This is a genomic window from Dehalobacterium formicoaceticum, from assembly GCF_002224645.1.
GTDB lineage: Bacteria > Bacillota > Dehalobacteriia > Dehalobacteriales > Dehalobacteriaceae > Dehalobacterium > Dehalobacterium formicoaceticum.
Genome location: NZ_CP022121.1, coordinates 3,363,415 through 3,376,373, shown reverse-complemented (window position 1 = coordinate 3,376,373; position 12,959 = coordinate 3,363,415). Strand labels below are relative to the sequence as shown.

At 39.1% G+C, this 12,959-nt stretch carries 12 protein-coding genes, 1 tRNA gene and 1 pseudogene; 11 read left to right on the top strand and 3 right to left on the bottom strand.

The window, feature by feature from the left end:
* Nucleotides 1–26 precede the first annotated feature (26 nt).
* On the top strand, nucleotides 27–374 hold the full coding sequence (locus tag CEQ75_RS16410) for a PadR family transcriptional regulator (protein ID WP_089612159.1): 348 nt from the start codon (nucleotides 27–29) through the stop codon (nucleotides 372–374).
* On the top strand, nucleotides 374–1,339 hold the full coding sequence (locus tag CEQ75_RS16405) for an HAAS signaling domain-containing protein (RefSeq protein WP_089612158.1): 966 nt from the start codon (nucleotides 374–376) through the stop codon (nucleotides 1,337–1,339). The genes CEQ75_RS16410 and CEQ75_RS16405 overlap by 1 nt, the downstream gene beginning before the upstream one ends.
* A 170-nt stretch (nucleotides 1,340–1,509) precedes the next feature.
* Here the strand turns inward: CEQ75_RS16405 and mgtA are convergent, their stop codons facing one another.
* Together mgtA and CEQ75_RS19080 are read right to left on the bottom strand one after the other, a co-directional pair.
* Nucleotides 1,510–4,044 (bottom strand): magnesium-translocating P-type ATPase, encoded by a 2,535-nt coding sequence (gene mgtA, locus CEQ75_RS16400; RefSeq protein WP_157677510.1) that lies wholly within the window; start codon nucleotides 4,042–4,044, stop codon nucleotides 1,510–1,512.
* A 46-nt stretch (nucleotides 4,045–4,090) separates the two neighbouring features.
* Nucleotides 4,091–5,112, bottom strand: a pseudogene (locus CEQ75_RS19080) (AI-2E family transporter).
* A 1,433-nt stretch (nucleotides 5,113–6,545) separates the two neighbouring features.
* On the opposite strand from CEQ75_RS19080, the gene CEQ75_RS16380 reads away from it, so the two are divergent.
* The 8 genes from CEQ75_RS16380 (at nucleotide 6,546) to CEQ75_RS16350 (ending at nucleotide 11,141) form a co-directional block, all read left to right on the top strand.
* Complete coding sequence (locus CEQ75_RS16380) at nucleotides 6,546–7,214, top strand: class I SAM-dependent methyltransferase (protein ID WP_089612153.1); 669 nt, start codon at nucleotides 6,546–6,548, stop codon at nucleotides 7,212–7,214.
* Between the two features lie 108 nt (nucleotides 7,215–7,322).
* Complete coding sequence (locus tag CEQ75_RS18760) at nucleotides 7,323–8,084, top strand: polyphosphate kinase 2 family protein (protein ID WP_198306579.1); 762 nt, start codon at nucleotides 7,323–7,325, stop codon at nucleotides 8,082–8,084.
* A gap of 11 nt (nucleotides 8,085–8,095) precedes the next feature.
* Nucleotides 8,096–8,797: a polyphosphate kinase 2 family protein gene (locus tag CEQ75_RS18755; RefSeq protein WP_198306578.1), complete on the top strand. Its 702-nt coding sequence runs from the start codon at nucleotides 8,096–8,098 to the stop codon at nucleotides 8,795–8,797.
* Between the two features lie 39 nt (nucleotides 8,798–8,836).
* Complete coding sequence (locus tag CEQ75_RS16370; protein ID WP_198306577.1) at nucleotides 8,837–9,208, top strand: DUF488 domain-containing protein; 372 nt, start codon at nucleotides 8,837–8,839, stop codon at nucleotides 9,206–9,208.
* 109 nt (nucleotides 9,209–9,317) lie between these two features.
* On the top strand, nucleotides 9,318–10,022 hold the full coding sequence (locus tag CEQ75_RS16365; RefSeq protein ID WP_089612152.1) for a Crp/Fnr family transcriptional regulator: 705 nt from the start codon (nucleotides 9,318–9,320) through the stop codon (nucleotides 10,020–10,022).
* Between the two features lie 85 nt (nucleotides 10,023–10,107).
* Entirely contained in the window at nucleotides 10,108–10,635 is a 528-nt protein-coding gene (locus CEQ75_RS16360) for a nitroreductase family protein (RefSeq protein ID WP_089612151.1), read from the top strand.
* 140 nt (nucleotides 10,636–10,775) lie between these two features.
* Nucleotides 10,776–10,850, top strand: a tRNA-Glu gene (locus tag CEQ75_RS16355).
* A gap of 42 nt (nucleotides 10,851–10,892) precedes the next feature.
* A complete protein-coding gene (locus CEQ75_RS16350) occupies nucleotides 10,893–11,141 on the top strand; it encodes an adenylate cyclase (RefSeq protein ID WP_089612150.1) in 249 nt (82 codons plus the stop codon).
* A 60-nt stretch (nucleotides 11,142–11,201) separates the two neighbouring features.
* Here CEQ75_RS16350 and CEQ75_RS16345 read toward each other — a convergent pair whose 3' ends face one another.
* Entirely contained in the window at nucleotides 11,202–12,113 is a 912-nt protein-coding gene (locus CEQ75_RS16345; protein ID WP_089612149.1) for an RluA family pseudouridine synthase, read from the bottom strand.
* Nucleotides 12,114–12,415: 302 nt separating this feature from the next.
* Between CEQ75_RS16345 and CEQ75_RS16340 the strand changes: the two genes are divergently transcribed.
* Nucleotides 12,416–12,865: a universal stress protein gene (locus CEQ75_RS16340; RefSeq protein ID WP_089612148.1), complete on the top strand. Its 450-nt coding sequence runs from the start codon at nucleotides 12,416–12,418 to the stop codon at nucleotides 12,863–12,865.
* Nucleotides 12,866–12,959 lie beyond the last annotated feature (94 nt).

The following is a 12,959-nucleotide window of genomic DNA, read 5'->3' as shown; positions in this document are numbered from 1 at the left end:
GTATAATATAGCTGGAAGGTGATACAGTGGAAAACAGCAATGATGATCTTGTTTTAAATGGAATTATCCAGGAACTGAGAAGAGGATCAATTACACTGGCTGTCTTAAGTCAGTTGAAACAGCCACAATATGGGTACTCTTTAGTTGTTCTTATGAATGAAAAGGGATTTGATATCGAGGCAAATACCCTATATCCTCTTTTACGGAGACTGGAAAAGCAAGGAATCCTGGAAAGTCTTTGGGACACGGATGGAACGAAACCCAGAAAATTTTACCGGCTAAGTGAATTTGGTGAGGGCGTTTATTCAAAGCTTTGTGATGCTTGGAAGGACATTAATAAGGTAGTGAATCATTTAATTGACGAGGAGGGGTAATGGTGATTAACAGATATATTTATGCAGTAACAAATGGACTGCCGGAAAAATCCAGAAAAGAAATTAGCAGCGAATTAAAATCCTTAATTGACGATATGATGGATGGCATGGATAATACTCTTTCTGAAGAAGAGAAAATCGACAAAGTTTTACGTGAACTTGGGAATCCAGAGGAATTGGCAAATCGCTACAGGGGAAAAGAAAGATATCTGATTGGACCGAATTACTTCGACAAATATCTTTTTGTTATGAAAATCGTTGTTTTATCTATTTTTATCGGGATATCAATAGCATCGGGATTGGGCGTCATATTCTCCATTGAGAGCATCGGTAAAATGATCGGAGGTTATATAAGTACACTGTTTTACGCTATTTTACAGGGAGCAGCCTGGGTAACTCTGATTTTTGCGGTATTGGAGTATAAAGAAATATCTGTTGAAACTGGTATGGAACAAGGGCTATGGGAGCCTTCTCAATTACCCGAGTTACCGGAAAAAAAGGCTCTTATATCAAGGGGAGAATCTGTCGTTTCAATTATTATTACTACCATATTTCTGCCTTTGATGTTCTTCTATCCTGAAGCTATTGGAATTTATTACAAAGTTGGTGGTGAGTTTAATTTTATTCCATTCTTCAATATAGAAGGACTTGCTCCATTTAAGATCATTATTTTTCTCGTCTTCACTATTAACATCCTGATTGAACTTATTAAGATTATTAAAGGCAGATGGACGATGAAAATAGCTGTGATCACAACAGGGTTAAACGTAATCTCGGCGGCGCTATTTGTTAATGTCATTTACAACACGAATATTTGGAACAGTGAAATCGTGCAAAAATTTGAACAGTACACGCCGATATCCTTTGAAAGGATGATCTTACTTACAACGGTAATAATTATCATTGTAGCTATTGGTGAGTCTATATCTGCTCTATACAAGGGGATTAAGTATGGTGGAAAATAATAAAAGGCAACGCCAGACAAGGATGTAATAGTCTCTTTTAAGCAATATAATGGGAAGTACTGGAAATTATTGATGAAACGTGCACAATAATTTTACAATAAGCCCTCAAAGCTTTCTGTAAAGGTGCTTTGGGGGTTTTGCATTTTGCCGGGTGAAATAACCTATATTAACTACTGGTTTGACTTTATTCTATAGAAATAATGTTTTGCAATTTCTGTAACCACAATGTATAAGCCTGCAATTATCAGCATTGAAAATAGAATCTGCGGCTTGATCGGGTCGATATTCAGCAACTGATGAAATGGTAAATATGGTAGGGCAAATGTAAAAATGCTTACCAATATAGATGAATACAGCAGCATTGGAGCTGGTTTGCTCTTAAAAAATGGCCTCTGGGTTCGCATTACCATTAAAATCAATAATTCTGTCAAAACTGAGACGGTAAACCAACTATCTTGAAATACCTCTTCCGATGCTTTAAATAATATAAGTAAAACAGCAAAGGCCAAGAAATCGAAGGCAGAACTTATCAAACCGAAGATAATCATAAAATTGCGAATCAGTTTAATGTCCCAACTGCGTGGGCTTTTCAACAATTCAGCATCAACAGTATCATTTGAAATTGTTAATGCAGGGAAATCTGTTAAAAAATTAATCAGCAAGATTTGTTTAGGCAACAGAGGTAAGAATGGCAAGAATAATGAAGCAAATGCCATACTAAACATATTGCCAAAGTTAGCACTTGTTGTCACTTGAATGTATTTAAGGGTGTTGCCAAAGGTTGTCCTTCCAAGTTTGATTCCGCGATCCAGGACTTTTAAACTATTTTCCAACAACACAAGATCTGCCGATTCTTTGGCAACATCGGCGGCGTTGTTAACGGAAATGCTAACATCCGCAGCATGAAGTGCCGGAACATCGTTGATACCATCCCCCATGTATCCAACAACATGGGAATTCTTTTTTAATGCTAAGATGATCCGTTCCTTTTGATTAGGATCTACTTCAGCAAATATATTAGTTGTTTCGATTTTATTCCACAATGATTCATCGCTTAGCTTCCGAAGCTCATCGCCGGTTAATACCCCGGTAACATCAAGCCCAACAGCTTTTGCAGTATGCATAGCAATCAGTTTATTATCCCCTGTGATTATCCTTAGGCTGACTCCGTTATTAGCCAGGTCGACTATGGTTTCTAATACATCCGGTTTAGGGTGATCGGAGAGGAGAATAAACCCCATTAAAATCATATCCTGCTCGTCGGCAATCACATATTTTTCTTTTATTTCCACATTCTTTTGTGCAATGCCGAGAATCCGGGTACCCTGATTACTCCAGGTTGCATAAAGTTTTTCAATGTCTTTTAAGACCGTATCATCCTTAGCTTTAACTTCATCTCCAAGCTGAACATAGCTGCAAATGCCAAGGATGCTGTTCAATGAGCCCTTTACTATCATTGTTGGCGGGCTGTCGCTGTCCTCTTGTACAATGACGCTTAATCGCGCCCGCGTAAAATCGAAGGGAATTTCACCTTGTTTCTTCACCTTGCTGATATCCATGTTTTTTGCTTCGACAATGGCATCATCCAAAGTATTTGTCATACCAGTCTGAAGGGCGGCATTTATATATGCCAATCTATATACTGCTTCGGACTCTTGGCCATTAGCATCTACCGCACCATCTATACGGATAGTGCCCTCTGTTAAGGTGCCTGTCTTGTCGGTACATAATACGTCCATGCTGCCAAAGTTTTCAATAGCATTTAAACGGCGTACGATAACTCCATTATCTGCCATGATACGTGACCCTTTTGAAAGGGTGATGCTGATTATGGCAGGCAATAATTGTGGAGTGATGCCGACTGCAAGGGCTACAGAAAAAAGCAATGAATCTATGGCCGGTCTTTTAAAGATAACGTTGATAGCAAAGACTGCAAGGGTGAGGATCAGCATGATTTGAGTCAGCAAATAGCCGAAGTGACGAATGCCTCTTTCAAAATCCGTTTCCGGCGGGCGCAATGTAAGTTGATTTGCAATCTGCCCAAATTCGGTGTTTTCTCCGGTTTCAACTATTAAAACCTTTGCTCTTCCGTTTTGCACATTGGTTCCCATAAAGACACAATTTGCCCGATCCTTGATGACCATATCTTCAGGAATAACTCCTGACCTTTTTTCGGTGGGAAGTGATTCACCGGTGAGAATAGATTGATTTACCGTGAAGTCAAGGCTTTCCAGTATCAAGCCATCTGCCGGAACCAGGCTTCCTGCTGAAAGCTCTACAATGTCCCCGACAACCAGATTCTTTGAAATAACTTCAATTATTTTTCCGTCACGTAAAACCAAGGATTTAACCTGCACCTTTTCCCTAAGCTCTTCGAGGGCATTGCTGGCACTAAATTCTTGCAGATAACTTAAAAAAGCACTGGCTAGTACAATAATTAAAATTATGCCTGCATCGATCCATTCACCTGTTATGGCCGATATTATGGTTGCAATTATTAAAATAATGACGATTGGATTATTAAACTGATGAACAAACATCATCAGCTGGGAAGTCTTTTTTTGTTTATTTATGGAGTTTTCCCCTTGTTCTTTTAGCCTTGCAGCAGCATCTTCTGATGTAAGCCCCTCCATAGTCGAATGAAAATGTGATAGTACAGCATCATCAGGCATACTCCAATATGATATAGAAGATTGTTTTTGCATCGAAGCCATCTCCTTATAGATAATTTCAAATGAATATGGAATCAGACTATGCTAATGGTTTACTATTGACATCTTTTTTGATTAAAGTATAGATTACAGCCCCGATAGGAACGCCCATAATTATTCCGGTTGCACCGGCTAAACCTGAACCCACCATAATCGAAAGAAGAACCCAGATGTCGGGAAGACCTACTCTTTTTCCTACAACCTTCGGATAAATCACATACCCTTCAACCTGTTGTAATACGATAATAAATATAATAAACAAAATTGCATTGATCGGATTAATCATAACCAGTATTCGAAAGGCTATTAGCCCTCCGATATAGGGTCCGATCATGGGTACTAATGCAGTAATACCAATCAATGCACTGATCAGTATGGGATATTCAATGCCTAAGGCGAGCATTCCCACAAAACAAAGCCCGCTTAAGATCAGGGCTTCTACGATTTGACCGACAAAATAATTACTGAAGGTATCGATGGTAATACGGTAGAGATAAGAACTTTTTTCATATACTTTTTCCGGCATATAGTGGCTAAAAAAAGCCTTTCCTTGACGTAGTAATTTGCTTTTTCCTGCTAAAAAATATACAGAAAATATAATAGAGAAAAAAATCTGGCAATCAGAGACATACCTTCTGCTGTTAAGTTGATAATATGCCCAAGAAATTCTGTGATCATTTTTGCCATTTTATCTGTATATCCGGCAGTCCAGCTAAACATGGCAGACATATCGATGCTGTTTTTTAATCCAAAGAAACTTGCTGCCTTATCTACCAGTGACTGTAAATTATTAGCATATACATCAATATTTTTTAACAAGTCTTGCATGCTGCTTATTAAGCCAGGTATAAGATAGCTAACAATAAGCACCAAAAGTACAGCAAATAATGTATATAAGATTACAATAGAGATAGTTCTGGTAAGGGCTTTGCTTTTACCTTTTAATAATCGCTTTTGCAATAGATTTTCTATGGATGCACAAGGTATATTTAATATAAATGCTATTATCATTCCATGGAGGAAAGGGTCAAATATTTCGATAAAGCTTCCTATTCCCTGCATAATCGGTTTTAAATTTAAAATAATCAATAAAAGAGCTGCTAAATAAGAAATAGAAATTAAAATGCTTCTGGTTGTGCTATCATTCATATCAGCCGCCGCCTCCCAAGGTCATATTTCCATTGATACCCGTTAATGAAAGATACTTTTTAGGGAAGAAAGACACTCTGTCTGCTGGAGAGAGATTAATGAAAAAAGATTGAGTACCGGCAGAACTCAATCCTGTTTTACTGTCCCCTAATCCTTTATAAATCACCTTTAATAAGACGATTAGGAATTTTTGGACCTATATATATGGAGATCATTATTTTAACTAGCTCTCCAGGTATGAAAGGTATACCATCTGCAGCAAGTGCGGCACAAACTGGCATATTTGCTCACAATACTAACCATAGATTGCTAATATATAGCAAACAGCTGTACCAAGGATCATACTGAAATACCAGCAAAATCAACTATAAATATATTAATGAAGCTTATTGTTCCTTTTTTCATTCCTAGTGTGTTTATTGTAATGTAAATTGCTAGATTTGTAAATGATATTCGTAAATGATATATTTTAAATGCCAAGCATGTTTTCTGCATGGAAAGGTCTCTCCTTCTTTCAAGAAACGGTTGAGGTAGAACAGGGGGGGTAGAACAGGGGACGGTTCATTGTTTCAGCACCGAAAAATCTTATTAAATCTAGATATCTGTGTGAAACAAAGAACCGTCCCCTGTTTGTCCCCTGTTTGTCTGTTTGTCCTAATCATAAAAGAAAAGTATGTCCTTTCTGGGTTGTTTGGTTTGGCGATTAAACAATACCACAAAAAGGCATACCTTCCATTATTTTTATTAAATTTTTATTTGACTATTATCCCAAAAACTATCGCGCCAGCGATTTCGTTCTTCATTGTTTTAGCACCGAAAAATCTTATTAACGGTAAAACCGTTAAATCTGGATATCTGCGTGAAACAAAGAACCGTCCCCTGTTTGCCCCCTAGATTTGTAAATGATATTCGTAAATGATATATTTTAAATGCCAAGCATGTTTTCTGCATGGAAAGGTCTCTCCTTCTTTCAAGGAAACGGTTGAGGTAGAACAGGGGGGGGTAGAACAGGGGACGGTTCATTGTTTCAGCACCGAAAAATCTTATTAAATCTAGATATCTGTGTGAAACAAAGAACCGTCCCCTGTTTGCCTGTTTGTCTCCCCTGTTTGTCCTCAGAGAAACGCAGTCTAAAATGAATCTGCAAAGAAAAGAAGAAGGAAATCGAAAGTTTTTTATCGAATACAGATCTAAAAATCTCTGTAGATTGATTATTACCAGAAAGTTATTTTGCCTTAATAAGATAAATAAGGTGAATGAGCATGGTGAATAATAGAATACTGGGGTAAAACTGCAGCATGATTACATACGCCTGATTTATAAAAGGTGTAAGGGGAGTGAGGATAATGGATTTGGGACCAAAGAAAAAGTATCCCTTGTTTAATCGCATTTCCATGGTTTATGGTCTCTTTTTCAACTGGCAGGTGAGGAGTTATCAATCGATTCTTGCTCAAGTTCATCATGATTTGGATCTATCCCTCTATAAAAATGTGATTGACATTGGATGCGGCACCGGTGCCCTCTGTAACGCATTGCATCAATATGGATTAGATGTTACCGGGATAGATCCGGCGGAAAAAATGATTGAAATCGCCCGGAAAAAGACGAAGGAAAAGATGACAAGCAATTCTTTTGGTCATCGGTCAGAAGATCAGAATGGCAGGCAGGTTCTTCCAATGAAGGGTATTAAATTTTTGCAAGGTGATGTGCTCAGGGGTTTACCCTTTGAGGATAAAAGCTTTGACTTGGCCTTCGCTTCTTATGTGGCTCATGGATTCGATTCCGGGGAAAGACGTATCATGTATGAGGAAATGAAAAGAATTTCCAAAAAACTCGTGGTTCTGATGGACTACAATGAAGGGCGATCCAACATTACTAATATCGTGGAATGGCTGGAGGGCGGCGATTATTTTAATTTTATTAAGACCGTAAAAGATGAATTGAATGAACAGTTTGGGAATATGAAAGAAATCAATACCGGTAAACGTTCGTCCCTGTATTTATGCAAAATATAGAGAAAGACCACTTATTGCGGTGTGGTCTTATTCCTGCTTTTCGTGTTTAATTATCTTTAAATGGGGGGCATTGACATAGATAGCAAAAATCCCAGAAAGGGTGTTGTTATGATTAAGGATTTTAAATTTGAAGATTTTAATAACCCATATCAAGAGTTTAAACGTACGGAGCTGGGTGAAAAACTGGCAAAATTACAAAGACGTGTCAAAGATCTCAACATTCCTGTCTTAATTATTGTCGATGGCTGGGAATCCTCCGGAAAAGGTTATGTAATTAAAGATTTGATACGAGAGTTAGATCCCAGAACAAGCAGGGTTCAATTATTCGAGCATCCCACCGATGAGGAAAAAGCAAGACCGTTTTTATGGCGGTTTTGGAAAAGGACACCTAAGAGAGGTAATATTGCGATATATGACAGAAGTTTCTATTTTAAAGTCATGAATGATCTAAAAATTAAGGACGAAGAATTAGAAAGGGATATTAAAGATATTAGTTCCATTGAAAAACAGCTTTTTGATGATCATATGATTATAATTAAATTTTTCCTCCATCAAAAAGAAAAAACCATGGGAGAGAGAATAGAAATTCTGTTAAATGACGAGCACAGAAGTTTTTTTATTACGGAACGCGATTTAAATCAAAAGAACGAATATGAAAAATATTTGCATCATTTTGACCATATTCTCAAAATGTCGAGTTTTAGTTACAGTCCCTGGCATATCATCTCCAGCGAAGACTTTAAATCAGCTTCAAAGTATGCTTTGGGTCTGGCGATCGATTTGATTGAGGAAGGGATCGAGAGATGCCTGGGCGGGGGTAAAAATACAGTCAGCCATTGGAGGGGGATATCCCCCAGGGTAAAATTATAGGGAATATTGACTTGTCCCTGGGCGTGGACGAAGGAACATATGAGGTAGAATTAAAAAAGCTGCAGGAGGAAGCCCAGGGAATCGCCTATAAATTTTATACAGAGCAAATTCCATGTATCATTGTATTTGAGGGCATGGATGCGGCCGGAAAGGGCGGCGCTATCCAAAGACTAACACGACTGATGGATCCAAGAGGTTTAGAAGTTATTCCTATTTCAGCACCTGATGAGACAGAACGAAATCATCATTATTTATGGAGGTTCTACAGAAATTTTCCGCCAAGAAGGAGGATAGCCATATTTGATCGAAGCTGGTACGGGAGGGTATTGGTAGAGAGAATTGAGGGATTTGCTTCCGCGGAAGAATGGAATCGGGCTTATGAAGAAATCAATCAGATGGAAAAACATCTGCACAATTTTGGAACGCTAATGCTCAAATTTTTAATATGTATTGATAAGGATGAACAATTAATCAGATTTCAGGATCGGGAAAACGAAGCCGATAAACTATATAAAATCACAGATGAAGATTGGCGCAACAGGGAGAAGTGGGATCAATATCTGACAGCTTTTGATGAAATGCTGCTGAAAACTAATACAAATTATGCTCCCTGGATCATTGTAGAAGGAAACAATAAAAAATATGCCCGACTGAAGGTTCTAAAAAATTTTGTGGAGCATGGCAAGAGAATCATCAATCAGAAGTACAATTAAGAAGTACAATTAAGAAGTACAATTAAAGGAGGGTTTATCATGATGTATCATACCATCATCAAGAGAATATACGAACCACCCGGGGAAGATGATGGGTATCGAGTATTAGTTGACAGGTTGTGGCCAAGAGGAATCAGTAAAGAAAGGGCCCATATTGATGAATGGGCGAAATCTATTACTCCAAGTTCGGAAATCAGAAAAGAATTTCACCATGACCCTGATCTGATGGATGAATTCAAACAAAAATATCTTTTTGAATTGGACAATAATCAATATTCTCCTGCATTCGCAGAGCATATCAGAAAAAAACTTGAGCATGGTAATGTGACATTGCTGTATGCCGCCAAAAGCCAGACCATCAATCACGCAATCATCTTAAAGGAATGGCTTGATCAGCTGATTTCAGGGTGATAAAGTGAAACTCCTAGATGAAAGTTTTCCTTTATCACCATTGTTATCAGGCGGAATATTGATTAAACTGATAATGAGAAATAAGGAGATATGATTGGAGTGGTTCCCAATGGATTGTAATTGTAATGATAACTGCAACTGCCATACCGGAGAACAGATCACGTGCATCGAGATCGTACCTATATTCAGCAGCCTGACCCGGGAGGAAATGTTAGAAGTTGCTGCCATAACCACCCAGCAAACTTTTCAAAAGCATGAGATGATTTATCTGGCAGGGGATGAAGGAGGAAAGCTTTATGTACTCCACACCGGACGAGTAAAAATATCCAGATTAAATGCCAATGGCAAGGAACAGGTAATCCGCGTGGTTAATCCCGGTGATTTTTTGGGAGAACTCTCTCTTTTCAGCCCTTTATCAATGACGGACAACGCAGAAGCCTTAGAGAAATCAACTATGTGCACCATTGAAGGGATCAAGCTGAAAGAAATTATGGGAAAGTATCCTTCTATTGCCTTTAAAGTCATGGAAGAGCTGAGTGTGCGCCTGGAAAAGGCGGAAAATCTTATCGAGAACATTAATCTGAATACGGTGGAACAACGGCTGGCACAGGCATTGACTAATCTTTCAGATGAAAAAAATGAGGTGCTGCTGTCAATGACCAAAGGGGATTTTGCTTCCCAAATGGGTATGAGTCAAGAAACCCTGAGCAGAAAACTTACAGCTTTTCAGGAAGAAGGGTTAATTCAGCTCAAAGGACACCGGAAGATTATCATCATTAATAAGGAAGGGTTAGCAGCAATTATTTCAAATTAATCTTAGAACAAATGCAAAATAGAAAAGAAAAATAATTATAAAATTTGTACAATTAGTTTGTACAATTAGAAAGAAGGAAAATGAAATGGAATGGGAAGATGTATTGTATATGCGACGCACGACACGTAAGTACCAACCGCATCAAATAGAAGATGATGATCTTGAGCGCATTCTGGACGCAGCACAGATGGCACCAACTGCCATGGGTAATGAGAAGACGACACATTTGACCGTGGTGCAGGACGTTAATCTTCTTAATCGTATTAGGGAGGTTGTGCAGCTGACCTCCCGCAAAACCGGTCAAAAAATGGACGCATTTTATGGAGCACCAACGGTGATTTTTCTTTCCGCTGCCGATTTGTCTGAAGATCATATTGAGTATTCTGATGTAGCTTGCTTGATTGAAAATATGATGCTTCAAGCAACTGCCCTGAATCTGGGTAGTACATACATCTGGGGATGTTTGCCAAAATTGCGTAATAATGCTGAGGTGTTAAAGGAACTGCAGTTACCGGCAAACTATGAGATTCTTTCTGCTGTGGCTGTTGGATATTCTGACAAGCCTTTGGTTAGGCGGGAGAAGAGGACAAGGATATCAATGAACAGAATTTGACCAAAAAAGAAGGGTAAGAATCTGCATGATCATGTATAGTTAATGTTTTCTAAATTAATAGGGATTTCCATATCGGCGTTCCCTTTTTTTAAAATTCCTATGGATAAAACCACCTATTAGGTGTATAATACAGAATAAATGGCCCATTGGTCAAGCGGTGAAGACGCCACCCTCTCACGGTGGAATCAGGGGTTCGATTCCCCTATGGGTCACCAAAAAAACCACCCCAATCATTAATGAAATGGAGGTTTTGCCCAATGTCCTTCACAATCCAAAGTAAAACCGATGTATTTAAGTTTGCTTTACCCCTTGTTGATTATCTAAATCAGCACGGTTATGAGGAAGAAGCAAAGGATTTAGGTAATCTGGTGGACTCCTGTTTTCCCGAGGACGAACAGGCTTTGGAGGCTCATCGTAAAGCCTTTCGTTTGATTCAGGAGAAGGTGGTTGACTTACCCCCTGCGTACCGCAAGGCACTGGAGGATGCACTGGAGATAATATCTTAACATATTCTTAACATAACATTATCATAATAAAAGTATGTTCCTAAAAAGGAGCATACTTTTTTAATGATGGAGATCAGGATTCTTTATGAGGTCAATTGCACGTTTTATGTCTGCCGCCAGGGGAAGCTCCAACCGGATTTCCCCGCCGCTCCTGGGGTGGATGAAGCGTAAAAGATAAGCATGGAGAGCCTGTCGGTCAATCAATGGGGAAGGAGATCCGTATAAAAGATCGCCGCATAGGGGATGACCGAGAAAACTTAAATGAACCCGGATCTGGTGGGTGCGGCCGGTTTCTAGTTTTAGAGCCAGCAATGTGTGTTGGGGAAAGCGGGTCAGAACACGGTAATGAGTGACCGCTTTTCGACCTTCAGGATGGACAATCCTACGGCGCAGGTTAATATCAGGATGGGCAATGGGCAGGTCGATGCAATCCTGGTCTTCAGTCAGAACGCCTTCCACCAGAGCCAGATAATGCCGCTCAAAAATAGGACTCTTTTTTGGATTGAAAATGGCTTGGTGGGCAAACTGGTTGTTGCCGATCAGCACCAATCCGGAAGTGTCCCGATCCAGGCGGTTGATGGGACGAAAGATGGTGTTCTGTCCCCGGTTACGCCAGTAATAGGCAACAGCGTTTGCCAGAGTCCCGGTTCCATTTTTTCGTGATGGGTGGGTAGAAAGCCCAGCCGGCTTGTGCACCACTAAAAAGTCCTGATCCTCGTAAATGATTTCTAAAGGAATCGGTTCGGGAATGATCGTATTTTCCTCAGTAAATTCTACATCGATCGTAATCACATCCCCCGGATTAATGGGCTGGTTGGTACGAGCCGGAACTCCGTTGACCTTAATTCTGTTTTCCTGCTTGAGACGCACAACCAGGGAATGGGACAAGAGAAGTTTTTCATATAGGATGTTTCGGAGTAATGTATTTTGATCCAAGGTGCCTGCGCGATAGGTCAACTGTGTATTTTTCAAGTTATTCCCTCACTAAATGATATTAATTATTTTCTTAATTTCTCAATGCTCATTTCAGAAATTTATCCGATAACTTTCTAAGCATCAGATGGAATAAAAACTTACCTGCTCCTTAGAACTCTGTTAATTATAAAATAAAGGAACATCCTTCTTCAAGTTTTTTTCCCCCATGGAAGCACTGCTGTGTTTACGATATTAACGTTTTATGAAGGATAATGGCCTCTTTATATAGAATTTATTATTTAAATTGATGTTTAATCTGATTACACTTCAATTAAATCTGCGTTAAAGGAGTGGGAAAGATGCTGAAAAAAATCTTATTGGCTGTTGACGGATCGGACCAAGGAATGAAAGCAGCGGATTACGCCGTAAGACTGGCACATACTCAGGAAGGACTAGTGGAAATTATTTATGTTATCAATAACACGCAAAATATTTTAAGCGATGTTCCCTTTATGGATCCGGCTATGAGCGTGCGTTTAAAAGAGGAGATGGCAAATAATCTCATTGAGACAGGAAAAAATATTATTGCTCAAGCAAATGAAAAATTTCGAGACACCGGTATTTCATACACAACCAAGGTTATTGAGGGTGATCCTGCAGAAGAAATTTTACGGGAAGCAGAAAATCAGAATGTGGATGTGATAGTGATAGGGAGTCGGGGATTAAGCGGTGTCACTCGTTTTGTCTTAGGCAGTGTGAGCAATAAGGTAGTAAACCATGCGCATTGTTCGGTGTTTATCGTCAGATAATTCTTTAAGTAGGTCATAAACTCTGAAAGCACAAAAACTACCGGTGAAGACTGCACGCTTCGTCGGTAGTTTTTTCAAAAAAATAGGGGGATAT

Excerpts from the sequence above, each read along its gene's own strand:
- CEQ75_RS16405 (WP_089612158.1), top strand. The coding sequence starts at position 374 with ATGGTGATTAACAGATATATTTATGCAGTAACAAATGGACTGCCGGAA.
- mgtA (WP_157677510.1), bottom strand. The coding sequence starts at position 4,044 with ATGCAAAAACAATCTTCTATATCATATTGGAGTATGCCTGATGATGCT.
- CEQ75_RS16380 (WP_089612153.1), top strand. The coding sequence starts at position 6,546 with ATGGATTTGGGACCAAAGAAAAAGTATCCCTTGTTTAATCGCATTTCC.
- CEQ75_RS18760 (WP_198306579.1), top strand. The coding sequence starts at position 7,323 with ATGATTAAGGATTTTAAATTTGAAGATTTTAATAACCCATATCAAGAG.
- CEQ75_RS16370 (WP_198306577.1), top strand. The coding sequence starts at position 8,837 with ATGATGTATCATACCATCATCAAGAGAATATACGAACCACCCGGGGAA.
- CEQ75_RS16365 (WP_089612152.1), top strand. The coding sequence starts at position 9,318 with ATGGATTGTAATTGTAATGATAACTGCAACTGCCATACCGGAGAACAG.
- CEQ75_RS16360 (WP_089612151.1), top strand. The coding sequence starts at position 10,108 with ATGGAATGGGAAGATGTATTGTATATGCGACGCACGACACGTAAGTAC.
- CEQ75_RS16350 (WP_089612150.1), top strand. The coding sequence starts at position 10,893 with ATGTCCTTCACAATCCAAAGTAAAACCGATGTATTTAAGTTTGCTTTA.
- CEQ75_RS16340 (WP_089612148.1), top strand. The coding sequence starts at position 12,416 with ATGCTGAAAAAAATCTTATTGGCTGTTGACGGATCGGACCAAGGAATG.